The 21230-nt window shown below is 70.9% G+C and carries 26 protein-coding genes; 11 read left to right on the plus strand and 15 right to left on the minus strand.

What is annotated here, in order from left to right:
* Nucleotides 1–746: 746 nt before the first annotated feature.
* Nucleotides 747–917, minus strand: coding sequence for a hydrophobic protein (locus ACFYQA_RS26680; protein WP_332427262.1), 171 nt, complete (start codon nucleotides 915–917; stop codon nucleotides 747–749).
* Nucleotides 918–1107: 190 nt separating this feature from the next.
* Here ACFYQA_RS26680 and ACFYQA_RS26685 point away from each other — a divergent pair, with 190 nt between their 5' ends.
* The 11 genes from ACFYQA_RS26685 (at nucleotide 1108) to ACFYQA_RS26735 (ending at nucleotide 7049) form a co-directional block, all read left to right on the plus strand.
* Nucleotides 1108–1428: a gas vesicle protein gene (locus ACFYQA_RS26685; protein WP_388922729.1), complete on the plus strand. Its 321-nt coding sequence runs from the start codon at nucleotides 1108–1110 to the stop codon at nucleotides 1426–1428.
* A 34-nt stretch (nucleotides 1429–1462) separates the two neighbouring features.
* A complete protein-coding gene (gene gvpJ / locus ACFYQA_RS26690) occupies nucleotides 1463–1933 on the plus strand; it encodes a gas vesicle protein GvpJ (RefSeq protein WP_388922732.1) in 471 nt (156 codons plus the stop codon).
* A 2-nt stretch (nucleotides 1934–1935) separates the two neighbouring features.
* A complete protein-coding gene (locus tag ACFYQA_RS26695) occupies nucleotides 1936–2685 on the plus strand; it encodes a GvpL/GvpF family gas vesicle protein (protein WP_388922914.1) in 750 nt (249 codons plus the stop codon).
* Between the two features lies 1 nt (nucleotide 2686).
* Nucleotides 2687–2947: a gas vesicle protein GvpG gene (locus ACFYQA_RS26700; protein ID WP_388922735.1), complete on the plus strand. Its 261-nt coding sequence runs from the start codon at nucleotides 2687–2689 to the stop codon at nucleotides 2945–2947.
* Nucleotides 2948–2954: 7 nt separating this feature from the next.
* A complete protein-coding gene (locus tag ACFYQA_RS26705; protein ID WP_388922738.1) occupies nucleotides 2955–3650 on the plus strand; it encodes a histone protein in 696 nt (231 codons plus the stop codon).
* Nucleotides 3651–3656: 6 nt separating this feature from the next.
* Complete coding sequence (locus tag ACFYQA_RS26710) at nucleotides 3657–4724, plus strand: SRPBCC family protein (protein ID WP_388922741.1); 1068 nt, start codon at nucleotides 3657–3659, stop codon at nucleotides 4722–4724.
* Entirely contained in the window at nucleotides 4717–5058 is a 342-nt protein-coding gene (locus ACFYQA_RS26715) for a gas vesicle protein (protein ID WP_388922744.1), read from the plus strand. The genes ACFYQA_RS26710 and ACFYQA_RS26715 overlap by 8 nt, the downstream gene beginning before the upstream one ends.
* 19 nt (nucleotides 5059–5077) lie before the next feature.
* Nucleotides 5078–5905 (plus strand): GvpL/GvpF family gas vesicle protein, encoded by an 828-nt coding sequence (locus ACFYQA_RS26720; RefSeq protein WP_388922747.1) that lies wholly within the window; start codon nucleotides 5078–5080, stop codon nucleotides 5903–5905.
* A gap of 3 nt (nucleotides 5906–5908) precedes the next feature.
* Complete coding sequence (locus ACFYQA_RS26725) at nucleotides 5909–6136, plus strand: gas vesicle protein (RefSeq protein ID WP_386406257.1); 228 nt, start codon at nucleotides 5909–5911, stop codon at nucleotides 6134–6136.
* Complete coding sequence (locus ACFYQA_RS26730; protein ID WP_381212682.1) at nucleotides 6133–6411, plus strand: gas vesicle protein K; 279 nt, start codon at nucleotides 6133–6135, stop codon at nucleotides 6409–6411. The genes ACFYQA_RS26725 and ACFYQA_RS26730 overlap by 4 nt, the downstream gene beginning before the upstream one ends.
* A gap of 179 nt (nucleotides 6412–6590) precedes the next feature.
* Nucleotides 6591–7049 carry an Asp23/Gls24 family envelope stress response protein gene (locus ACFYQA_RS26735; RefSeq protein WP_388922751.1) on the plus strand — a complete coding sequence of 153 codons (459 nt, stop codon included), beginning with the start codon at nucleotides 6591–6593 and terminating at the stop codon, nucleotides 7047–7049.
* A gap of 88 nt (nucleotides 7050–7137) precedes the next feature.
* Here ACFYQA_RS26735 and ACFYQA_RS26740 read toward each other — a convergent pair whose 3' ends face one another.
* The 14 genes from ACFYQA_RS26740 to ACFYQA_RS26805 all read right to left on the minus strand — a co-directional run bounded on the left by ACFYQA_RS26740 (nucleotide 7138) and on the right by ACFYQA_RS26805 (nucleotide 21135).
* On the minus strand, nucleotides 7138–8385 hold the full coding sequence (locus ACFYQA_RS26740) for a lytic transglycosylase domain-containing protein (protein WP_388922754.1): 1248 nt from the start codon (nucleotides 8383–8385) through the stop codon (nucleotides 7138–7140).
* 99 nt (nucleotides 8386–8484) lie between these two features.
* Nucleotides 8485–9294: a hypothetical protein gene (locus tag ACFYQA_RS26745; protein ID WP_388922761.1), complete on the minus strand. Its 810-nt coding sequence runs from the start codon at nucleotides 9292–9294 to the stop codon at nucleotides 8485–8487.
* Between the two features lie 48 nt (nucleotides 9295–9342).
* On the minus strand, nucleotides 9343–9891 hold the full coding sequence (locus ACFYQA_RS26750) for a hypothetical protein (RefSeq protein ID WP_388922765.1): 549 nt from the start codon (nucleotides 9889–9891) through the stop codon (nucleotides 9343–9345).
* 26 nt (nucleotides 9892–9917) lie between these two features.
* The gene (locus ACFYQA_RS26755; RefSeq protein ID WP_388922768.1) at nucleotides 9918–10664 is read right to left on the minus strand and encodes a hypothetical protein; all 747 of its coding nucleotides are present in this window, start codon (nucleotides 10662–10664) and stop codon (nucleotides 9918–9920) included.
* The gene (locus ACFYQA_RS26760) at nucleotides 10661–11212 is read right to left on the minus strand and encodes a hypothetical protein (protein WP_388922771.1); all 552 of its coding nucleotides are present in this window, start codon (nucleotides 11210–11212) and stop codon (nucleotides 10661–10663) included. Before ACFYQA_RS26760 ends, ACFYQA_RS26755 begins: the two co-directional genes overlap by 4 nt.
* Nucleotides 11209–12528 carry an MCE family protein gene (locus tag ACFYQA_RS26765; protein WP_388922774.1) on the minus strand — a complete coding sequence of 440 codons (1320 nt, stop codon included), beginning with the start codon at nucleotides 12526–12528 and terminating at the stop codon, nucleotides 11209–11211. The genes ACFYQA_RS26760 and ACFYQA_RS26765 overlap by 4 nt, the downstream gene beginning before the upstream one ends.
* Nucleotides 12525–13937 carry an MCE family protein gene (locus ACFYQA_RS26770; RefSeq protein WP_388922776.1) on the minus strand — a complete coding sequence of 471 codons (1413 nt, stop codon included), beginning with the start codon at nucleotides 13935–13937 and terminating at the stop codon, nucleotides 12525–12527. Before ACFYQA_RS26770 ends, ACFYQA_RS26765 begins: the two co-directional genes overlap by 4 nt.
* Nucleotides 13937–15049, minus strand: coding sequence for an MCE family protein (locus ACFYQA_RS26775; RefSeq protein ID WP_388922779.1), 1113 nt, complete (start codon nucleotides 15047–15049; stop codon nucleotides 13937–13939). The genes ACFYQA_RS26770 and ACFYQA_RS26775 overlap by 1 nt, the downstream gene beginning before the upstream one ends.
* Entirely contained in the window at nucleotides 15046–16251 is a 1206-nt protein-coding gene (locus tag ACFYQA_RS26780; protein ID WP_388922781.1) for an MCE family protein, read from the minus strand. The genes ACFYQA_RS26775 and ACFYQA_RS26780 overlap by 4 nt, the downstream gene beginning before the upstream one ends.
* Nucleotides 16248–17306, minus strand: a complete 1059-nt coding sequence (locus ACFYQA_RS26785) for an MCE family protein (protein WP_388922784.1) — start codon at nucleotides 17304–17306, stop codon at nucleotides 16248–16250. The genes ACFYQA_RS26780 and ACFYQA_RS26785 overlap by 4 nt, the downstream gene beginning before the upstream one ends.
* Entirely contained in the window at nucleotides 17303–18556 is a 1254-nt protein-coding gene (locus ACFYQA_RS26790; RefSeq protein WP_388922787.1) for an MCE family protein, read from the minus strand. Before ACFYQA_RS26790 ends, ACFYQA_RS26785 begins: the two co-directional genes overlap by 4 nt.
* 1 nt (nucleotide 18557) lies before the next feature.
* Nucleotides 18558–19364, minus strand: a complete 807-nt coding sequence (locus tag ACFYQA_RS26795; RefSeq protein WP_388922790.1) for an MlaE family ABC transporter permease — start codon at nucleotides 19362–19364, stop codon at nucleotides 18558–18560.
* Between the two features lie 5 nt (nucleotides 19365–19369).
* Entirely contained in the window at nucleotides 19370–20134 is a 765-nt protein-coding gene (locus ACFYQA_RS26800) for an MlaE family ABC transporter permease (RefSeq protein WP_388922793.1), read from the minus strand.
* Nucleotides 20131–21135 (minus strand): ABC transporter ATP-binding protein, encoded by a 1005-nt coding sequence (locus ACFYQA_RS26805; RefSeq protein ID WP_388922796.1) that lies wholly within the window; start codon nucleotides 21133–21135, stop codon nucleotides 20131–20133. Before ACFYQA_RS26805 ends, ACFYQA_RS26800 begins: the two co-directional genes overlap by 4 nt.
* Nucleotides 21136–21230: the final 95 nt, after the last annotated feature.

The raw sequence follows: 21230 nt of genomic DNA on the forward strand, positions 1-21230 counted from the left end.
CGGAGTCCTGATACCGCTCCCGGGTGCGACGGCGGGCGGTCGCCCGACCGGAGGAAGGGGGAGTGCGTGACACGCACCACTCCGAGCCGGCGATCGCTCAGGGCCCTTCCCGCGGTCATGACAGACGGACGGCTCGTCCGGGGTGACCTCCCCGGTGTCCACGGCGGGCCGCGGGCCGCAGCAAAGGTCGAGGAGCTGGCGGCACTGGTTCCTGGCCTGTCCCCTCACCGTGTGCTGGATTGGTGCCGGGCCCTGGCCGCCCTCAATGCGGTCCCCGGAATGTGCGCAGGGCTGGACGATGCGGAGACACCGTTCCTAAGGCCCTGGCCGGCGGCTGATCCGCCCGGTGACGGTGGCTGTGGCTGTGGCCGGATCCGCTCAGCCCTTGCCACAGTGCCTGTCGGCTGATGCAAGCGCCCGGAGCGTAGCTCTTCCAGGAACGCCTGTCACGGTGGCGATTCGGATGGTGCTCCTGTCGTGGTAGCCGAGTGCCTGGGCTACCACAGGGACCGGTGCCCGGGGCGCGCGAACCGAGCGGCCAAGGTTACGCAAGGAGCGGCGGCCGAACACGGCATCCGGCTCCACCCTGGAAAGGCGTCTCTCCCGCCGCAAGATCCATGTCATGCCGACGGAGGGGGAGAGGGGACACACGCCGGGCTCGACGGCCCCGTCCAGGAATGAATGCAGGGTGGCACCGGAAATTGATCCGGTGCCACCCTGCATTCAGGTAAGGCGCATTCCTTGCTCTACCAGCGATACCACCGGCCTCGGCTTCCACCCGTATTGGTGGAGCGCATGACGAAACCGAGCAGCCACACGGCCAGCACGATCACCGCCACGATCCACAGTGCCTTCAAGGCGAATCCGGCACCGAAAAGGACGAGGGCCAGCAGGAGTACAAGAAGCAGGGGAACCATAGTTATCAACCTCCGAGAGAGCAGATGCCCCGGAGTCTTCGTAGCACGCGTGCTGTCTTGATGTTTCTTTTACGTCGTAGCGGGAAAACGCGCGCCCCCGCCACCGCGGCACACGCACCTCGCGTCCCGTGCCTCGCCCGGATGGCCTCGCTCGGGATGCGCAGCGGCCAGGAGTGCCAAAACTGACCGTATGGCAGAACCACGTCGCTCCGATGCCGGGAGCTCCAGGACGACCCCTGCCCGCCGCACGGGAGCCGCGCGGGGGCCCGAGCACGCGGCCCGTACTGCCCTCCAGAGCCTGGCGGAGCTGATCGACCACCCGGCGGAGGGCGTCTCCGCCGTCCGGCGGTCCGACGACGGCTGGTGCGTGGTGGTGGACGTTCTGGAGGTTCCGCGGATCCCCGACACCACGAGTCTCCTGGCCTCGTACGAGGTGCAACTCGACCGGTCCGGCGACCTCCTGGAGTACCGCAGGGTCCGCCGCTACCGGCGAGGGGCGGCCGACGAGTGATCCGTGTCCGCTCCCTCCGCTGGAAGGACCTTCCATGACCGTGACCACCTACTCCGACGAAGTAGTGGCCTGCCCGCCTCGCGCCGGAACGTTGTACGACGTACTGGAACTGATTCTCGACCGGGGCATGGTCATCGACGTGTTCATACGGGTCTCGCTGGTCGGGATCGAGATCCTCAAGATCGACGCGCGCATCGTCGTCGCGAGTGTGGACACCTACCTGCGGTTCGCGGAGGCGTGCAACCGGCTGGACCTCGAGCGCGATTCCCGCAGCACCACGGTTCCCGAACTGTTCGGCGGCGGAGCGGCCAAGGCCGTCGGCAAGCGCAAGGTGCGCAAGGCCGCCGAAACCGTGGGCGAGACCGTGCGCAAAGCGGTGGGCGGCGGCGACGACACCTCCGACGAAGACGAGTACGACGACGAGGGCGAGGACGAGCAGCAGGAGCGTCCGAGGAAGCGGCGCGCTCCCGCGCGCAAGAGCAGCCGACGCCGCGAGGAGGCATGACCGTGGCGACCTCCGGGGTGTACGTCTACGCGATCCTGCGGGCGGGAACGGTGTTCCCGAAAGGGCTCGGCGGTGTGGGGTCCCCTCCCGCACCGGTGCGGACGATCGGGCAGGGCCCGCTCGACGCGGTCGTCAGCGACGCGCCGCCCGAACTGCGCGCGCGACGCCGTGACCTGCTGGCGCACCAGGAACTCCTGATGCGCCTGGCGGACGAGGGACCGGTGCTGCCCATGCGGTTCGGCATGGTCGCGCCGGACGAGGAGACGGTCCTCGAGCAGTTGGCCGCCGCCGAGTACCGCCATGCCGCCACTCTGGAAGAGCTGGACGGCCGCTTCGAGATCAACGTCAAGGCGCTTCCGGCGCAGAACGCGCTGGCGGCCCTCGTCGCCGAGGAGAAGGACGTACGGCGGCTTCGCGATGCCGCACGCCGACGTCCCGGCTACGAGGCCAGTATCCGACTGGGCGAAGCCGTCACCACCGCGCTCACCCGCAGGGCGGCGGCGGCAGGACAACGCATCGTGCGTGAACTCATGCCCGCGGCCCGCGCCGTGGCGGCGGGCCCCCCCGTCTCGGGTTGTGCGCTCAACATGTCCTTCCTCGTCGACCGCGACGACACCGACACCTTCCTCGCCCGGGCCCGGACCTTCGCGGACGCCCATCGGGAGCATGTGGAGCTCCGGCTCGCCGGCCCGCTCCCCTGCTACAGCTTCGTCTCGTCCGGGGCCCGCCCCCTACCCGTGGGCGGGGCGTGACATGGGACTGATCACCGGCCTGCTCACGCTGCCCATCGCGCCGGTCCGGGGCGTGGTCTGGGTGGCCGAGAAACTCCACGACGCCGCCGAGCGCGAACTGCACGACCCCGCCGTGCTGCGTGCGCAGCTCGCGGTGCTCAACCAGGAGCTCGAGGCGGGCGACATCACTTTGGACGAGTTCGAACGAGAAGAAGAACGGCTGCTCGACCGACTGCACGCCGTGCGGGTCGGTCCGGCACACAACGATCGCGAGCGAAGGTGATGTGCTGATGGAAGACCAGTCCAAGGCTGCCCTCGGGGCCGCGGTGATCGGCGGCTATCTACTGGGCCGGACCGGGAAAGGGCGGTTGGCCCTCACCGTCGCGACGTATCTGGCCGGCAGGCGGTTCGGTCTGGAGCCCCGCCAGCTCGCCGCGGAGGGGATGCGCCGGCTCGGGGAGGTTCCCCAGTTCGCCCAGCTCCAGGACCAGATCCGGGGCGAGGTCCTCGACGCGGGCCGCAAGGCCATGACCGCCACCGTCAACCGCAGTATGGGTTCGCTGGCCGACTCGCTCAGCGACCGCACGGCCCGTCTCATCCAACCTCCGCGGGACGAGGACGAAGACGTCGAAGACGAGTACGAGGACGAAGAGGCGCCGGACGACGAAGGCGCGGAGTACGAGGACGAGTACGAAGAAGACGAGGAGCCCGGCCCGGAGGACGAAGAAGACGAGGAGGAAGAGGAGGAAGAGGAGGCCGAGGAGCGCCCCGAACGGAAGCCGGAGAAGCGGCCGTCGGGAAGGAGGACTCCAGCGAAGAAGTCCGCCCCGGCCAAGAAGACAGCGGAGAAAAAAACAGCGGCCAAGAAGACGACTCCGGCAAAGAAGACGGCCACCAAGAAGTCCACTCCGTCCAAAAAGACGGCGGCCAAGAAGAAATCTCCGGCGAAGGAGACCGAATCCCAGCGCACGAAGCGTCGGAGGTAGCCGATCATGGCCAAGTCGAAGAACACAGAGCCCGAGGCGGAAGAGTCCGGATTGAGCAGGCTCCGGGGGGAGCTGTCCGGCTTCCTCGGCGCACAGACGGGGAAACTCGCCGAGAAGGCGGGAGGCAAGCTGACCGGCGTCACGAACCGGCTGACCGACGTCGCGGAGAACGGCGGGTCCCTGCCCGCGATCGGCTCACGCGTCCTTCAGGGTGATTCACCGGTCAAGGCATTCGTCTCGGAGAAGGCCAAGGGCGTCAAGGACAGCGTCGTGGACAAGGCCAAAGAGACCTTCGGCGGTGGGAAACGCAAGCGCAAGTCGGGCGGCGGCAAGCTCATGAACATCATCGAGGTGCTCGATGTGGGAGTGCCTCTGCGTACCGCTTACGACCACTGGACCCAGTACGACCGGTTCAGCGGTTTCACCAAGGGAGTTCAGGACGTCTCGATGGAGGGCGAGACGGACAGCAACTGGAAGGTCAAGATCGGACCGTCCTCGCGCAGCTTCAAGGCGACGGTCCAGGAGCAGGTGCCCGACGAGCGCATCGTGTGGACGTCCGAGGGCGCCAAGGGCACCACGCGTGGTGCCGTGAGCTTCCACGAACTGGCTCCGTCCCTCACCCGCATCGTCCTGGTCCTCGAGTACTACCCGTCCGGGTTCTTCGAGAAGACGGGCAACCTCTGGCGTGCCCAAGGGCGCCGCGTGCGCCTGGACTTCAAGCACTTCCAGCGGTACGTCACGCTCACCAACGAGGAGCCCGAAGCCTGGCGTGGCGAAATCCGCGACGGAGAAGTCGTCAAGTCCCACGAAGAGGCCATGGAGGAGGAAGAGGAAAGAGAAGAGGAGCAGGACGGCCGGGAAGCCGAGGACGAGGAGGAGGAGAACGACGAGGCCGCGGACGATCAACTGACGGGCGAGGACGAGGAAGAAGACGAGGACGAGGAGTACGAGGACGACGAGGAGCCCGGCCCGGAGGACGAGGACGAAGAAGACGAGGAGGAAGAGGAAGAGGAGGCCGAGGAAGAAGAGGAGAAGCCCGCCAAGCGGCGCTCCCGGAGGGCTCGTCGTGACTGACCTCGACTTCCGGCACGACGTGAACCCCCTCGTCCCCGGGCCCCCGAACACCAACCTCGCCGACATCCTCGAGCGCGTCCTCGACAAGGGCATCGTGATCGCCGGCGACATCAAGATCGACCTTCTCGACATCGAGTTGCTGACCATCCGGCTGCGTCTCTTCGTGGCCTCTGTGGACACCGCGAAGAAGGCCGGCATCGACTGGTGGGAGACCGACCCGGCGCTCAGCTCCCGCGCGGCACGAAGCGCTCTGCAGGAGGAGAACCGCGAACTGCGCACCCGCCTGGAGGCACTCGAATCCGGGCCCCGGGACATGGCGTCGTCCGATGCATGAGCCGGGGAGGGCCAGAGGCATGACGGAGCACAGCCCCGAAGCCCCGGGGACGACCGCCCTCTACGTGTACGCGGTCTGCCGCGCCGACGGAAGTCCGGCTCTCGACGGGGTGGCCGGAGTCACCCGGGACGAACCCCTGCGGACGCTTTCCCTCGGTTCGCTCACCGCGATCGTGCAGACCGTGCGGGCGGCCGAGTTCACGGACGAGGCCTGGCAGGAGCGTCTGACGGACGAGCCCGAACTCGAACGGTACGCGCGGGCCCACCACGAGGTCGTGTCGGCGGTCGCCGCCCAGGCACCCACGGTGCCCTTGCCCCTGGCGACGCTGTACACCGCGGAGGACAGGGCCGAGCGCGTGCTGGGCAACGAGTCGGCGCGCTTCCACACCGCCCTGGAACGCATCGCGCACCATGCCGAATGGGGCGTGAAGGTCTACGCGGCCGGCTCCCCGGACGAGGACGGCGGCGGGGCGGCGGCGCAGCGGCCGGGCACGCCGAGCCCGCCGGACGCCCGGGGCCGTCCGGCTCCAGGGGCGGGGCGGGCTTATCTGGAACGCAAACGGAACCTGCAGGCGCGGCGCGAGCGGCAGCGGGAGGAGTCCCTGCGCGTCGCCGAGACCGTGGACACGCGGGTGTGCCGCATCGCCAAGGCGTCCCGCCGGCTCCGGCCGCACGGCCCGGGAGCGGCCGGCGGCCACCGCGTCCAGGTCCTGAACGCCACCTACCTGGTCGCCGAGCACCGGTCGGCCGAACTGGATTTGTTGGCACAGGACTTGAGGGAAAGTACCGGCGCCGGCATCGAACTCTCGGGCCCGTGGGTGCCCTACTCCTTCGTGGGCGAGGTGTGAGGGGTGACGCACGACGTGGTTCCGTGGGACACCCCGGGCCCCTTGAGCGGCCCCATCGGGGTGCCGTTGGTCGATCTTCTGGACCGGGTCCTGGCGACCGGGGTCGTCGTCAGTGGGGACCTGGTCATCGCGATCGCCGATGTCCCGCTCGTACGGGTGTCGTTGCACGCCCTGCTGTCGTCGGTCAGTGAACGCGTCCCCGCGCCCTGGGCCGACAGTGGGCCACTGTGACGGCCTCGCGGGTCGACCTGGACTCCGAGCAGATGGGGCGCGATCTCGTCGCCCTGGTCCTCACCGTGGTGGAGCTCCTGCGCCAGTTGATGGAGCGGCAGGCCCTGCGGCGCATCGACCAGGGCGACCTCACCGACGACCAGACCGATGAGATCGGTACCACCCTCATGCTGCTCGACCAGCGCATGACGGAACTCTGCGAGCAGCACGGCGTACGCCCGGAGGATCTCAACCTCGATCTGGGGCCGCTCGGCACCCTGCTGCCCCGGACCTGACCGGACCTGAAGGGGGCAACGAGGTGGGGACCCCGGTGCCTCCGCCGGCCACTCACTCGAATGGCGGAGGGCCGGTTTCCGGAGCACAGTGGAGTGAGGGCGCGAGGCAGTGGATGCCCGTGGATGGCATCCGCCGGATCCGGCCCGCCCCCTCCCCGACAGCTCTGTGCGAGGAACTCATGACGACGAACGACAGTCTGAGCGGCACTGCCCTGGGCACGGGCGGCACCACGGGTGAAACCCCTGGGACGACCGTCATCGCGAACACCGTGGTCTCCACGATCGCGGGCATAGCCGTGCGCGAGACCGAGGGAATCTACTCCCTCGGCGGGGGCGCCTCGCGAGCTCTGGGAGCGGTCAAGGACAGGGTGTCCCGCTCCACCGACCCCAGTCGTGGTGTGAAGGTGGAGGTGGGCGAGAAGCAGACCGCCATCGACGTCGATGTCGTGGTGGAGTACGGCATCGAGATCCTGGAGGCCGCGCGGGAGGTCCGCTCCCGGGTCACGGACGCGGTCGAGACGATGACCGGACTGGAGGTCGTCGAGATCAACATCAAGGTGCTCGACGTCCATGTGCCGGGAGCGGATGAGGGCGACGAGGACACCGGGCGCGCTTCCTCGGGTTCCCGCGTCCAATGACGCGGGTCTCCTGACCCGTGTCGCACCCCCTCCTGCGGGAAACCGCTGACGGACTCGACCGACGCCTCCGGGACGTTTCCGGAACGGCTCAGTCGGCGGAGGGTGTGGCCGGGGCGGTGGGGCACGGGGAAGTGGTCGGGGAAGGCGTGGAATCGGGGGACGGAGACGCGGACTCCGGGGAGCAGTCGTCCGGTTCGGTGGGTGAAGGGCCCGGGTCCGTGGGGTCCGGGGAGGGCGACGGGTCCTCGGTGGGGGACTCCTCGGGCGGTGTGGAGGGGTTCTCGCTCGTCGGGGGTTCCGTCGGCGCGGAGGGGCCCGGTGACGGGGAGGGAGAGGGAGAGGGGGAGGTGGTGGGTGACGGGGGCGAGGCCGGGGGCCGTGTGGGGGTGGCCGGGTCCGGGCCGATGATGATGCCGTCGCCGTTCTCGTTCTCGGTGTCGGCGGGCTCGGTGGCCGGGGTGTCGCCGCCCGCGCCGGGGCTCCTGGGGATGACGCCCTTGCCGTCGGGGACGGTGTGGACTCCCCTGCTGTAGAAGTCCAGCCAGTGCCTGACCAGGTTCGCGTAGGCGCGCGAGTGGTTGTAGCTGAGGATCGCGCGGTCCAGGTCCGCGGCCCGGCCCAGGTTCCGGTCGCCCGCGCACAGGTAGTGTCCGGCGGCCAGGGCCGCGTCGAAGATGTTGTTCGGGTCGGCGCGGCCGTCGTCGTTGCCGTCCGCACCCCAGCGGGCCCAGGTGGACGGCAGGAACTGCATCGGTCCCACCGCGCGGTCGTAGACCGTGTCATCGTCGTGGGCACCCCCGTCCGTGTCCCGGATCAGGGCGAAACCCCGGCCGTTGAGCGGCGGGCCGGTGATGCGGCCCAGTGTGGTGCCGTTCTTGTCGACCGCTCCGCCGCGCGCATGGCCGGACTCGACCTTGCCGATCGCCGCGAGCAGTTCCCAGGGCAGCCGGCAGCCGGGGTCCGTCCTGCCGACGGAGGTCTCGGCGACCCGGTAGGCGCGCAGCACGGTGGCCGGGATGCCGGACTGGGAACGGAGGTCGCGGAAGAGCGCCGGGGCCGCCGACGCGACGTCCGGCACCTTCAGGAGCGGGATGTCGGTGTGGTAGGAACCGTCGCCCGGCGGCGCGAGCTCGGCGTACGGGATGCCCGCCGCCGTCGGCCTGCCGTCGTCGCCGGTCGAGGGGGCGGCGTGGGCGTCCTTCGCGTCCCGGGTGAGACCGGGCGCCTGGGAGGCGGTGAGGGCAGCCACGGCCGTCACCGCGAGGGCGGTCGTCCGCAGTCTCCTGCGGGCCCGGCCGGGACGCCGGCGTCGTGCGCGTGCGCGGTGTACGGACATGGCGATCACTCCTGTCGGATACGGGGCGTACGTGCGGGGCGTACGTACGGGGCCGTGCGTACGGGGTCGGTCGCGCGGCCGGCTCTCAGCGGCCGGCTCTCAGCGGCCGAAGGTGTCGATGCCGGAGACGAGCCAGCGTCCGTCACGGTGGACGACGTCCACGGCGAGCAGGGCCCCGGCGTACACGCCCTCGTTCTGCCGCTGCTCCTGGTCGCCCTGCTCGCCCTTCCCGGCCTTGCTCGCGGTGGGCTTGGTTCCGGCGGTGCCGACACTGCTCTGGTCGGCGTAGACGAGGACCCGGGCCCGGTCGCCGTCGATGCGTTCGACGGCGCTCTCGGTGACCGTCGTGGTGATCAGCGCCTTCTGCGCGTCGGCCCGCTTGCGGACGTCGGCGAGCAGGGTGTCGTGCCGGCCGACCGCCTTCTCCGTGAGGAGGTCCTTCGCGGCTTTCTCCAGGGCGCCGGGGTCGGTGTGGTCGTACGAGAAGAGCGCCTCGACGGCCTTGGACGTCTGCCCCTTGATCTCGCTGGTGCGGGCGAGGTCGGTCAGGGCGGTGTTGCTCCGCGCGGGGTCGTCCCGGAGCGCCTGGGCCCGCGCGTGGGCCCAGCCCGCGAAGCCGCCGAGGAACAGGGTCAGGGCGCAGAGGACCGCGAGGGTCGTGGTCGGGCGGCGCGGGCCGCGGCGGATCCGGGGGGTCTTCCCGCCGGCCGCGCCCCCGGGCGCCTTCCCGGCCGTCCCGGGTGCTTTCCGGGCCGTCTTCCCGTCCGTGGCCGGCTCGGCCGGAGAGGGGAGAACGGCCGTGCCGGACCGGCTCTCGGTGCCCGGCCTGGTCCCGGCGGAGGGGGTGGGTCGGGCCTCACGGGCCTGCCGGCGGCGCTGGCGGTTGATGTGGTGGCGGGTCGTCGACATCGTGCGGTGTCCTCCTCGGTGCGGCGGCTGGCTCTGTACGGGGCCGGGTCAGCCGGCCGGTGTGCCGCCCACGGGTGCCTGGCCCAGGGCGCTCAGCTTCCAGCGGCCCTCGGTCCGGGTGAGTTCGCCGAGCATGCGACTGTCCTTGTCGGTCTTCGCGCCGTCGGCCGCCTCGACGGTGACGCGCAGGGCGATCAGCACCCGGGCGCGTCCGGCGCGGTCGTCGATCTCGGTGACGGCGGCTGACAGCACCCGGGCCGTGGTGACCGTCTCCGCCGCTTTCACCTGTTCGGCGAACTCCGTGCGACCCGATGCCAGTTGGTCGTGCAGCTCCCCGGTCGTCGAGGATTCCCACAGGTCGAGGCCCCGGTCCAGGTTCTGGTGGTCGAGCGTGTTGAGGTTCTGTACGGCCTGCTCCCCGGCGGCGAGCGCCTCGTCCCGTTGCCCGGCGTACGCGGCCCGGTCGTCGTGGGCCGCGCGGTACCAGTCCTGTCCCGCCCACGCCGCGAAGCCGCCCGCGGTGAGGGTGAGGGCGAGCAGCACGGCCGGCAGCGGCCGGGCACGGGTTCCGGCGAGGGCGCGGACCGCGCGTTTCATGGGGTGCTCCGCTCTCCCGCGCATGGTCAGCGGGCCTTGATGTCGGTGATCCGCCACTGGTCGTCCACAAGCTGCGCCGTGACGGTGAGTTGGGCCGCCGCGGTGGTAGCCGTGTCCTTGCCGCGGTGGGAGGTCTGGTCGAGGAAGACCAGCAGACGTGCTTTCCCGCCGTCGAGTTCGATCACTCCGGTGCGGGCGACCCGGGTGCTCAGGGTGACGCGCTGTGCGGTGAGGTCCTCGCGGACCTGGTCGAAGAGGGCCTGGTACTGGCGGGCGGCGCGGCCGCTGAGGGCGGTGCGCGCGGAGCGTTCGGCGGCCGCGGTGCCGTCCGGTGTATAGGAGAAGGCCCGCGCGAGGGCATGGCCGACCTCACCGGCGACATGGGTGGTGGCCTCGGTGTCGGTGAGCGCCTGGTTGCGGACGGGCGGTGCCGATCGCAGCTGGTGGGCACCGTAGAAGAAGCCGCAGCCGGCGACGAGGAGCAGGGCGGCGGCTCCGGCGAGGGCGGCCCGTCGAAGGCGTCCGGCGGGGAGGTGGCCGGGACGGGCGTCCTGTGTCGCTTCTTCCGTGGCCGGGGCGGCTTCCGGGTCCAGGGCGACTTCCGACTCCCCGGCTTCCGCAGCGGGTTGTACGTCTGTCACGTCCGGCGTGCCCAGCGTGCCCAGCGTGCCCGGTACATCCGGCGTGCCCGGTACCTCCGGCGCGGGGGTTCCGTCGGACTCGGCCCGTCTGCCCCTGCGCAGCAGCCGGGTCAGCATCGGGGTCTGCGTCATCGGCCGCTGTTCTCCTTCTTCTCGGAGGTCTCTCCCGCATCCCGTGCCGTCCTCTCCCCCGTGACCGGCACCGCGCTCAGGGCCCTCACCTTCCACTCCCCCTCGTCCGTGCGGGCCAGAACCGCCTCCAGCCGTTTGCGGTCGGTGGTCGGCTGCTTCGTCCCGGCGGGCGTGACCTCGACCCGGACGGTGGTGATGAGCTTGGCCGTGCCGGTGCGGGTGTCGAGGGCGGTGATGGCGGCCTCGGTGACCGTGCCGTGCGCCGAGGCACCCGTCTTGGCCTCGGTGCCGCCCAGTTCCTCGCGCAGGGGACCGGTGGAGGCGGCGCGCCAGGATGCGATGCCCTTCTCGGCCCGCTGCCGGGTGGAGGCGTCGAGTGTGGTGAGTACGGCGACGCTCTTCCGTCCGTCGGCGAGCGCCCGGTCGCGCTCCCGGCCATGGGCGAGCGCGTCGTCGGTGCGTGCCTGGGCGTAGGTCCACGCGCCGGTGCCGCAGAAGCCGAGCGCCAGTGCGAGCCCGACGCCGGTGAGGAAGCGGGTCCGCTTCATCGGGTGCTCCCGGTGGCCGGGGTGAGCAGGCCCGTCATGCCCTCGGGTGCCTCGCCGTCCTGGCCGGGCAGGGCGAGGGCGCCGGGGAGCGTGGCCGTACCGGCCGCCCTCGCCCCGCCGCTGCCACTGCCGCCACTGCCGCTCCCGTTGGCGCCGGCGCCGCTGCCGGAGGGCAGGGTGCCGGGCTTGGCCGGTTCGGGTACCGGGCCGCCCTTCGGGGCGTTCGCCGAGCCGCGCACGTTGATTCCGTCCGCGGCGGAGGCGGTGCAGGCCGCGCCGGTGTTGAGGGCGGGCGTGGTGCCGAGGTCGAGCCCGTTGCGGTAGCGGGTGGCGTCGTATCCGGCGGTGCAGGGCAGGGGGTTGAAGAAGGTGACGGCCATGCCGAAGTTCAGCTTTCCTCCGTCGACGGCGGTGGCCCCGGCGGCGACGGCCGCCGGGAACTTCACCAGGAACTCCTCCGTGCCGCGCTGCCGGGTGACGGCGATCTCGGAGGTGGTGAGCAGGTTGGCGAGGACGACGCCGAGGCTCGGGTCGAGGTCCCGCAGGACGCCGCTGACCTGGGTGGCGGCGTCAGGGGTGACGGTCAGCAGGCGGCGCAGGTCGGCGTCGGATCCCTTGAGGGCGCGGGCCAGTTCCTCCGCTCCGGTGGCGAAGTCGCGGATGGCCTGTGCCTCTTCGGCCTGGGTGCGCAGGACGGTCTCACCGTCGGTGATGAGCCGGGTGGTGGACGGCAGGTTGCGGTCGGCGGCCTCCACGAAGCCGCTGCCGCTCTCGAGCAGGACCTCGAGGTCGTCGCCGTGGCCTTCGAAGGCCTTGCCGAACTCGTCCACGACCGTGCGCAGGTCTTCGAGCGGTACGGAACCGGCAAGGGCGTTCACGCCGGTGAGGACGTCGGTGACGGGGGCGGGGACCTGGGTGTCGGTCTCTTCGATGCGGGTGCCCTCGGTGAGGTAGGGGCCGCCGTCGCTCTCGGGCCGCAGGTCGATGTACTGCTCGCCCACGGCGGAGAGCCCGGCGACCACCGCGCGGGTGTCGGCGGGGATGCGCGGGGCGGACTTCTTGATGCGGAGTTCGGCGACGACGCCGTCGGCGGTGAGACCGATCGGGCCGACCCGTCCCACGGAGACGCCCCGGTAGGTGACGTCGGAGTGGGTGAACAGGCCGCCGGTGCGCGGGAGCAGCACGTCGACGGTGTAGTGGTCGGCGACGCCGAGGTACCGGCCGAGGTCGGCGTAGCGGATGCCGAGGAACGAGAGGGCGAGGACGGCGACGAGGAGGAAGGCGAGGTTCTTCAGCCGTACGGCGAGGGTGATCAACCGGGTTCACCTCCCCGGGTGGCCGCCGGGTCCGCCGGCGTCCCGGAGGCGGTGCCGAAAGCGGAGGCGGAGGCGGAAGCCGTGGCGGGGACGGAGGGCAGGGGCAGCGGGGGCGAGTGCTCCGGTGCGGGCTGTCCCGACGACGGCGTTCCCGGCGCCGGGAACGGCTCCTGTCCCCGGCCGGACTCCTCTTCCTCACCGGCCTTCACGGAGGACGGTCCCTCCCCGGCCGCCGGTCCGCCGTCCGCCGGGGCGGAGGGGGAGGCCGTGGCCCGGGGCACCAGGGGCGGGATCACCTGGGTGCCGGGGGCGGCGGTCATGTTCAGGTACACGTTGAGGTAGTCGCCCTTCACCCCCCGCAGCACCTCGTCGGTGAACGGGTACGTCAGCAGTACCTGAAGCGAGTCGGGCAGGTCCGTGCCCGCGTCCGCGAGCGCCTTCAGGGTCGGCGCGATGGCCTTGAGGTCGGCGATCATGTCGTCCTTGCTCGCGTCGATGGTGGAGACGGCGACGCCGGAGAGGGTGTCGAGGGAACGCAGCATGGTCAGCAGGGAGCCACGTTGCTTCTCGAGCGTCTTCAGTCCGGGCGAGAGGTCGGTGAGGACGGTGCCGACGTCGTCCTTGCGGGTGGCGAGGGTCGCGGAGAGCCGGTTGGCGGCGTCGAGGGCGTCGGTGATGTCGCCCCGGTTGTCGTCGAGGTCGGTCACCAGGGTGTTGACCCGTTTCAGTACGGAGCGGACCTCGGGTTCGCGGCCGCCGAGCGCCGCGTTGAGCTCCTGGGTGATGGTCTTGAGCTGGTTGACGCCACCGCCGTTGAGGAGCAGGGACAGCGCGCCGAACACCTCCTCGACCTCGGTGTCGCGGCTGGTCCGGGAGACCGGGATGACCCCTCCGTCCTCCAGCCTTCCGGTTCCGGCCCCTGTTCCGGCCGTGCTGCCGGACTCCTTGGCGGGCGCGACGAGTTGGACGTACTTCTCGCCCAGCAGGCTGGACTGTTCGAGCCGGGCGGTGGCGTCGGCGGGCAGCCGTACCTCGCCGTTGATCCTCATGGTGACGCGGGCCGACCAGTCGTCGTGGCCGAGTTCGATGGCGGTGACCCGGCCGACGGCGACGTCGTTGACCTTCACCGCGGACTGCGGGACCAGACTGAGTACGTCGTGGAGTTCCGCGGTGACGGTGTAGGGGTGGTCCCCGAGGTCGGCGCCGCCGGGCAGCGGCAGGTCCTCGATGCCGTCGAAGCTCGGAAGGCCGGTGGTGGCCGCGCCGAGGGCCAGGGCGAAGCCGAGACCGAGGGCGATCAACCCGCCCAGGGTGAGACCGGCCGCGCCGCCCGTGGTGAGCACGCCGCGCTTGATCCCGTCGGCTGCCGGGCCGGCGCGCCGTGCGCCGCGCTTGCTCGCTCCCCTCATCACTCCCCCTTCCCCGAGACCGCGGCCCCGCCGTCGCTCCCGGCCCCGCCGCCACCTGTGGCCCCGCTGCCGCCCGTGGCCCCACTGCCGCCCGTCGCCCCGCTGCCGCTCGTGGCCGAGCCGCCCGCCGCGGGCAGGGGCAGCAGTGGTCCGCCCATGCTGATCTCATTGAGGTTGGCGCGGCCGTCGAGGGTGCGGGTGTCGGGGTTGTAGGCGCGGACGAGGTTGCCCGCGGCCAGCGGTGCCACGTCCAGCGCCTCGGCGAGGGAGGCCCGTTGCTCGACGAGGGTTCGGGTGAGGGGGACGAGCCGGTCGACGTTCTTCTTCAGCTCGCCCCGGTTGTCCTCGATGAAGGTCTTGACCCGGCCGAGGGCGGTGCCGAGCTCCTCGAGCGCGCCGGTGAGGTCGTCCTTGTTGTCGGCGAAGAAGGTGACGACCTCGTCCAGGCGTTCCTGCGCGGTGCGTACGTCGGTGTCCTTGTCCTTCAGCATGGTGGTGAAGGCCTGGAGCCGGCTGAGCGTGCTGAACAGGTCGCCGCTGCTGCCGTCGAGGGTCTTGGCCGCCTTGCCGAACTCCTCGATGCTCGTGCCGATGGTCTCGCCGTTGCCGTCGAGGTTGGCGGCGCCGGTCGTCAGCAGGTCGGACAGCGCGCCGGCGGAGTTGGCGCCGTCCGGTCCGAGGGCCTCGGAGAGTTCGGTGACCGAGTCGTAGAGCTGGTCGATCTCGACGGGAGTGCGGTTGCGGGAGGCGGGCAGTACGGCGCCTTCGGCGAGGGCGGGCCCCGAGCTGTGGGCGGGGGTCAGCTGCACGTAGCGGTCGGCGACGACGCTCGGTGCGACGACGACGGCCCTCGCCCCCTCGGGAACCTTCACGCCCTCGTCCAGGAGGAGGCCGACCCGCACCGTGGTGCCCTGCGGCCGCACCGACTCCACCTCGCCGGCCCGCACGCCGAGGATGCGCAGGTCGGACCCGGCGTAGATGCCGACGGCGCGGTCGAAGTAGGCGGTGACGCGGGTGCCTTCGGGGTCGAGGACCTTCACGGCGGTCAGCCCGCCGGCGGCGAGCACCGCGAGGGCGAGCACGCCGGTCAGGACTTTTCTGCGTCTGCTCATCGTTCACCGTTCCCCTGGGCCGCCGTCCGTTTCGGCGGCAGGCATCCGGTCTCGGGCAAGGACGTCTCGGGCAGGTAGTCACGGGGGACGACACCGCACAGGTAGCTGTCGAACCAGCGGCCGTTGCCCAGGGTGTTGCCGACGAGGCGGTAGTACGGTCCGGCCAGCGCGAGGGTCTTGCCGAGCTGGGCGTTGTTCTTCTCCAGGACGCCGGTGACCCGGCCGAGGGCCTTGAGGGTGGGGCCGAGCTGCTTCTCGTTGTCGTCGACGAGGCCGCTGAGTTCGGCGCCGAGCTTTCTGCTGCCCTTGAGGAGGGCGCGGATGGCGTCGCGGCGGTCCTGGAGTTCGCCGAGCAGGGAGCCGCCGTCCTCCAGCAGGGTCTCGAAGCTGGACTCCTTGTTCTGCAGGGTTTTGGTGAACGTGGCGCTGCCCTTGAGGAGTTCGGAGAGTTCCGTGTCCCGTTCGGAGACGGACCTCGACAGTGCGGACAGACCGCCGGCGGCTTTCCTCACGTGGGGCGGGGAGTCCTTGAAGGTGTCGGAGATGGTCTCGAAGCTCTCCGCGAGTTTTTGTGTGTCGATGGCGTCGACGGTGCCACTGAGATCCTGGAACGCCTGCGTCACGTCGTAGGGGGAGGTGGTGCGGGACAGCGGGATGCGGCTGTCGGGGTCCTGCCGGGCGGAGCCGAGCGGGTCGAGTGCCAGGTACTTGTCGCCGAGGAGGGTCTTGATGGCGATGGCGGCGGTCGTCCGGTCGCCGAGCCAGGCGTCCTCGACCTCGAAGGTGACCTTCACCTTGGCGCCGTCGAGCCCGACGCCGGTGACCCGGCCGGCCTTGACGCCGGCGATGCGCACCTCGTCGCCCTCGTCGAGGCCGGCCGCCTCGGAGAAGTCGGCACTGTAGGAGGTGCCGCCGCCGAGCGGCAGCCGGTTCACGTTGTAGACGAGGGCGGCGAGCAGGGCGAGGGCGAGCAGCCCGACGACGGCCACGGCGACGGGGTCGCGTTCCTTGACCGGTCTGATGCGCGGGCGCCGGGGACCGGCCACCGCCCGCTCGGCCCTCTCCGCGCTCTCCGCTTCCTCGGCGTTCTCCGCCTTCTCCGCCTTCTCCGCCTCCTCGGCCTCCTCGGCCCTCTCCGCGCTCTCCGCCCTCTCCGCCTTGCCTGCCTCGTCGCTCCCGCCGCGTCGTATGAAGGGCCTCATCCCTGGCACCTCGATTCGGTGATCGCGATGCCGGTCGGCGGCTCGGAGCCGTCGGAGGTGGTCACTCCGCTCACACGGGCCTCGCAGAGGTAGAGGTTGAGCCACGAGCCGTAGGAGGACAGGCGGGCCAGGGCGGTCATCTTGGCGGGGGTCCGGTCGAGGAAGTCCTCGATCTGCGGGGTGTGTTCGCCCAGGCCCGTCGAGAGCCGGCCCAGTTCACGGATGTCCTGCTTGAGGGGCTCGCGTCCGTCCTCGAGGAGGTCGGCGGTGACAGTGGTCAGGTCGCCCATGGCCTCGACCGCTTCGCCGAGGGGTTCGCGGTCCTCGTTGAAGCCGGTGACGAGGTCCTGCAGGGTGTCGACGAGGTCGTCGAAGCCGGCCTCGCGGTCGTTGAGGGTCTTCAGGACGGTGCTGAGGTTGTCGACGACCTGGCCGATCACCTTGTCCTTGGCGGCGACGGTGGTGCTGAGCGAGCCGACGTGGCGGATCAGGCTGTCGACGGTGGCGCCCTCGCCCTGGAGCACCTGCACGATCGATCCGGCGAGTTCGTTGACGTCCTTCGGGGACAGTCCTTCGAACAGCGGCTTGAACCCGTTGAAGAGGAGGGTCAGGTCGAGGGCGGGCGCGGTGCGGTCGAGCGGGATGGTGGCGCCCTCGTCGAGGGCGCCGGTGAGGGCGCCGCTGCCGCGGTCGAGGGCGACGTAGCGCTGGCCGACCATGTTGAGGTACTTCACGGCGGCGGTGGCCGACCGGGGCAGCCGGCGGTCGTCGCGGACGGTGAAGGTGACCTGCGCGGTGCGTCGCTGCACGACGCGGACGTCGGTCACCTCGCCGACCTTCACCCCGGAGATCCGCACGCTGTCGCCGTCGACGAGCCCGGTGACGTCGGTGAACAGGGCCTTGTAGCTGTGGGTGTCGGAGCCCACACCGGTGTTGGCGACGCTGAGACCGAGCACGGTCGTGGCGAGGGCGGTGACCAGGACGAAGACGAGGGACTTGAGCAGCGTCCCGGTCAGCGGGCGGCGCCGCGTGTGCGCGTGGTCCGGGGTGGTCATCCGAGGGTCACCTCCGTGCCGCGGTAGACGGGCCCGACGAGCAGGCTGCTCCAGTCGGGCAGGTCCGCGGGGCTCTGGCCGGCGGCGGGCGCGAGCAGTTCGTTGACGAGGGCGTTCTCCTGCGGCGAGTTGGCGGGGCCGAGGTCCTCGCCCGTCCCGGCGGACGCCCGGGCGGCGGGTGCGGCGGACGCGCCGAGGTAGGGCACCGGGTAGCAGCGGGGGCCGCCGCCGGAGTCGTACGCCGGGGTGTCGCGGCCGGGGACGTAGGCGCCGCGCGAGGGGACGGTGGTGACGTCGACGTGGATGCCGGGCCGGTCGGTGCCCTCGCCGAGCGCCTTGTCCATGGCGGGCACGAACTCGGCGAGGGTGCGCAGGGTACAGGGGAAGGAGGGGGCGTACTCGGCGAGCAGTTCCAGGGTGGGTCTGCCGGTGGCGCTGAGTCGGATGATGGTGTCCTCGTTCTTGCGCAGGAAGGCCGTCATGTCCTCGGCCGTCCGGGTGGTGGCGCCGAGGGTGCCGGCGAGGTCGGCCTCCTGTGCGGCGAGGGTGCCGCTGGTGGTGGTGAAGTCGGTGAGCGCCGTGATGATGTCGGGTGCGGCGTCCGCGTAGACGTGGCCGACCTTCACGAGCTGTTCGAGGTCCCGGTTGAGGGTGGGCAGGTGGGGGTTGAACTTCCGCAGGTGGTCGTCGAGCACGCCGAGCGTGTCGCCGAGCCGGTCGCCGCGTCCTTCCAGGGCCTGCGAGACGGCCGACAGGGTGGCGGAGAGCTTCTGCGGCTGGACCGCGGTGAGCATCGGCAGGACGTTGTCGAGGACCTGCTGGAGTTCGACGGCGTTCTCGGAGCGGTCCTGGGGGATGACGGCTCCGGCGGCCAGCGGCCGGGGCGAGGGGTTCTCGGACGGTACGAGGGCCACGAACCGTTCGCCGAACAGGGTGGTCGGCAGCATCTGGGCGCGGACGTCGTCCGGTACCCGCTCCAGGGTGCCGGGCTTCATGGCGAGGGTCAGCCGGGCGCCGTCGCCGTGGGCGTCGATGGAGCGGACCTCGCCGACGACGACACCGCGCAGTTTGACCTCGGCGCCCGGGTGCATCTCGTTGCCGACGCTGCCGGTCTCGACGACCACCGGGTCGGAGTCGGTGAACCGCTTGTCGTAGACGGCGACGGCCAGCCAGATCAGCAGGGCGGGCACCAGCAGGTACGCCACCCCGGCACAACGGCGGCCCAGTGTCGCGCCTCGTCGTCCGCTCATGTCACCCCGCCACCTTCACGGTCGTGGTCGCGCCCCACAGGGCGAGCGACAGGAAGAAGTCGGTGACGCTGATGAGCACGATGGCGTTGCGCACGGACCGGCCGACCGCGATGCCGACCCCGGCGGGGCCGCCCGAGGCGCGGTAGCCGTAGTAGCAGTGGGCCAGGATCACCATCACGCTGAAGATCAGCACTTTCAGCACGGAGAGCAGGACGTCCGTGGGGGAGAGGAAGAGGTTGAAGTAGTGGTCGTAGGTGCCCCGGGACTGCCCGTTGAACAGGACGGTCACGTAGCGGGACGCCACGTAGGAGGAGAGCAGCCCGATCGCGTAGAGCGGGACGATGGCGACGACGCCGGCGATGATGCGGGTGGTGACCAGGTAGGGCATGGAGCGGATGCCCATGCCCTCGAGGGCGTCGACCTCCTCGTTGATGCGCATGGCGCCGAGCTGGGCGGTGAAGCCGGCGCCGACGGTCGCGGAGAGGGCGAGTCCGGCGACGAGCGGGGCGATCTCGCGGGTGTTGAAGTAGGCGGAGACGAATCCGGTGAACGCGGCCGTGCCGATCTGGTCGAGGGCCGCGTAGCCCTGGAGTCCGACGACGGTTCCGGTGAAGAGCGTCATCGCGATCATCACGCCGATGGTGCCGCCGACGACGCCGAGGCCCCCGGTGCCGAAGGCCACCTCGGCGAGGAGGCGCTGCACCTCCCTGAGGTAGCGGTGCAGGGTCCGCGGGATCCAGACCAGGGCCCGGGTGTAGAAGAGCAGTTGGTCGCCGGTGCGGTCGAGCAGGGCGAGCGGGGAGGCCATCGCGCTCAGCCTCCCTTCGGCGGGACGATCTGGAGGTAGACGGCCGTCATCACCATGTTGACGAAGAAGAGCAGCAGGAAGGTGATGACGACGGACTGGTTGACGGCGTCGCCGACGCCCTTGGGGCCGCCGCGCGGGTTGAGGCCCCGGTAGGCGGCGACGATGCCCGCGATGAACCCGAAGACCAGCGCCTTGAGTTCGCTGATGTACAGGTCGGAGAGCTGGGCGAGGGCGGAGAAGCTGGACAGGTAGGCGCCGGGGGTGCCGCCCTGCAGGACGACGTTGAAGAAGAAGCCGCCGAGGGTGCCGACGACGGAGACCAGGCCGTTGAGCAGGACCGCCACACCCATGGTGGCCAGCACCCGGGGCACGACCAGGCGTTGCACGGGCGAGACGCCCATGACCTCCATGGCGTCGAGTTCCTCGCGGATCTTGCGGGAGCCGAGGTCGGCGCAGATGGCGGAGCCGCCGGCGCCGGCGATGAGCAGGGCGACGATGAGCGGGCTCGCCTGCTGGACGACGGCCAGGACGCTGGCGCCTCCGGTGAACGACTGGGCTCCCAGCTGCTGGGTCAGGGAGCCGACCTGGAGGGCGATGACGGCGCCGAAGGGGATCGAGACGAGGGCGGCGGGCAGGATGGTGACGCCCGCGATGAACCAGAACTGCTCGACGAACTCGCGGAACTGGAAGGGTCTTCGGAAGACGGCGCGGCTCACTTCGGCGGCGAGCGCGAAGAGCCGGCCGGTCTGCCGCAGGGCGCCGGTGATCATGCGCCGCTCCCGGTGGCGGGCATCGGCAGCGTGGGTGCCTGGGCGTGGTGCGTGTAGGTCTCCCGGATGGCGGAGCGCGCGGCGGGCGGCAGCCGGTCGAGCATGCCCATGACTCGTTCGCGCCGTCGGGCGACGGCCCGGCGCGGTGGGAGGCCGGGCGAGGGCTCCAGCTGCGGGACGATCCTCCGGGGCCGGGCCTCGGCGGCGGTGCCCGCCTCGGCGGCGAGGGTGGCCGCGTCCTTCTCCTCGGACATCCCGATGGGTCCCTCGCGCCGGCCGCCGAGGAACTGGGCCACGACCGGCTCCTCGCTGGTGAGCAGCACCTCGCGCGGGCCGAAGGTGACCAGCTCGCGCCGGAAGAGCATCCCCATGTTGTCGGGCACGGTGGCGGCGATGTCGAGGTTGTGGGTGACGATCAGCATCGTCGCGTCGATCTGCGCGTTCAGGTCGATCAGCAGCTGGGAGAGGTAGGCGGTGCGGACCGGGTCGAGTCCGGAGTCCGGTTCGTCGCAGAGGACGATCTGCGGGTCCAGCACGAGGGCGCGGGCCAGGCCGGCCCGCTTGCGCATGCCGCCGCTGATCTCTCCCGGCAGCTTGCCCTCCGCGCCCAGCAGTCCGACGATCTCGATCCGCTCCATGACGATGCGGCGGATCTCGGACTCCTTCTTGCGGGTGTGCTCGCGCAGCGGGAAGGCGATGTTGTCGAAGAGGGACATCGACCCGAAGAGGGCCCCGTCCTGAAACATGAGACCGAACAGTTTCCGGGTCTCGTAGATATCCCTTTCGGGACTGTTCACCATGTCCACCCCGTTGATGAGGACACGGCCCTGCTCGGGTTTGAGCAGCCCTATGAGCGACTTCAGGAAAACGGTCTTCCCGGTACCGGAAGGTCCCAGCATCACGCTCACCTCTCCGGCAGGAAGAGTGAGTGTGACGTCCCGCCAGATGCTCTGCTTACCGAAGGACTTGGTCAGGCCCTCAACCACCACTTCGATTCCCATATCACCTCCAGCGGACGCAGGTCGGATGTGCGCTGCGGGCGCACGTTAAATCGGTGCGGAGCGTACTGACAACGGTCATGGTGCCGGATTCCCCT

It is taken from the genome of Streptomyces sp. NPDC005774 (assembly GCF_042871645.1).
GTDB classification, from domain to species: Bacteria; Actinomycetota; Actinomycetes; order Streptomycetales; family Streptomycetaceae; genus Streptomyces; species Streptomyces pratens.

Coding starts and splice junctions, on each gene's coding strand:
- ACFYQA_RS26680 (WP_332427262.1), bottom strand. CDS start 917: ATGGTTCCCCTGCTTCTTGTACTCCTGCTGGCCCTCGTCCTTTTCGGT.
- ACFYQA_RS26685 (WP_388922729.1), top strand. CDS start 1,108: ATGGCAGAACCACGTCGCTCCGATGCCGGGAGCTCCAGGACGACCCCT.
- gvpJ (WP_388922732.1), top strand. CDS start 1,463: ATGACCGTGACCACCTACTCCGACGAAGTAGTGGCCTGCCCGCCTCGC.
- ACFYQA_RS26700 (WP_388922735.1), top strand. CDS start 2,687: ATGGGACTGATCACCGGCCTGCTCACGCTGCCCATCGCGCCGGTCCGG.
- ACFYQA_RS26705 (WP_388922738.1), top strand. CDS start 2,955: ATGGAAGACCAGTCCAAGGCTGCCCTCGGGGCCGCGGTGATCGGCGGC.
- ACFYQA_RS26710 (WP_388922741.1), top strand. CDS start 3,657: ATGGCCAAGTCGAAGAACACAGAGCCCGAGGCGGAAGAGTCCGGATTG.
- ACFYQA_RS26720 (WP_388922747.1), top strand. CDS start 5,078: ATGACGGAGCACAGCCCCGAAGCCCCGGGGACGACCGCCCTCTACGTG.
- ACFYQA_RS26735 (WP_388922751.1), top strand. CDS start 6,591: ATGACGACGAACGACAGTCTGAGCGGCACTGCCCTGGGCACGGGCGGC.
- ACFYQA_RS26740 (WP_388922754.1), bottom strand. CDS start 8,385: ATGTCCGTACACCGCGCACGCGCACGACGCCGGCGTCCCGGCCGGGCC.
- ACFYQA_RS26745 (WP_388922761.1), bottom strand. CDS start 9,294: ATGTCGACGACCCGCCACCACATCAACCGCCAGCGCCGCCGGCAGGCC.
- ACFYQA_RS26750 (WP_388922765.1), bottom strand. CDS start 9,891: ATGAAACGCGCGGTCCGCGCCCTCGCCGGAACCCGTGCCCGGCCGCTG.
- ACFYQA_RS26755 (WP_388922768.1), bottom strand. CDS start 10,664: ATGACGCAGACCCCGATGCTGACCCGGCTGCTGCGCAGGGGCAGACGG.
- ACFYQA_RS26760 (WP_388922771.1), bottom strand. CDS start 11,212: ATGAAGCGGACCCGCTTCCTCACCGGCGTCGGGCTCGCACTGGCGCTC.
- ACFYQA_RS26770 (WP_388922776.1), bottom strand. CDS start 13,937: ATGAGGGGAGCGAGCAAGCGCGGCGCACGGCGCGCCGGCCCGGCAGCC.
- ACFYQA_RS26775 (WP_388922779.1), bottom strand. CDS start 15,049: ATGAGCAGACGCAGAAAAGTCCTGACCGGCGTGCTCGCCCTCGCGGTG.
- ACFYQA_RS26780 (WP_388922781.1), bottom strand. CDS start 16,251: ATGAGGCCCTTCATACGACGCGGCGGGAGCGACGAGGCAGGCAAGGCG.
- ACFYQA_RS26785 (WP_388922784.1), bottom strand. CDS start 17,306: ATGACCACCCCGGACCACGCGCACACGCGGCGCCGCCCGCTGACCGGG.
- ACFYQA_RS26790 (WP_388922787.1), bottom strand. CDS start 18,556: ATGAGCGGACGACGAGGCGCGACACTGGGCCGCCGTTGTGCCGGGGTG.
- ACFYQA_RS26795 (WP_388922790.1), bottom strand. CDS start 19,364: ATGGCCTCCCCGCTCGCCCTGCTCGACCGCACCGGCGACCAACTGCTC.
- ACFYQA_RS26800 (WP_388922793.1), bottom strand. CDS start 20,134: ATGATCACCGGCGCCCTGCGGCAGACCGGCCGGCTCTTCGCGCTCGCC.
- ACFYQA_RS26805 (WP_388922796.1), bottom strand. CDS start 21,135: ATGGGAATCGAAGTGGTGGTTGAGGGCCTGACCAAGTCCTTCGGTAAG.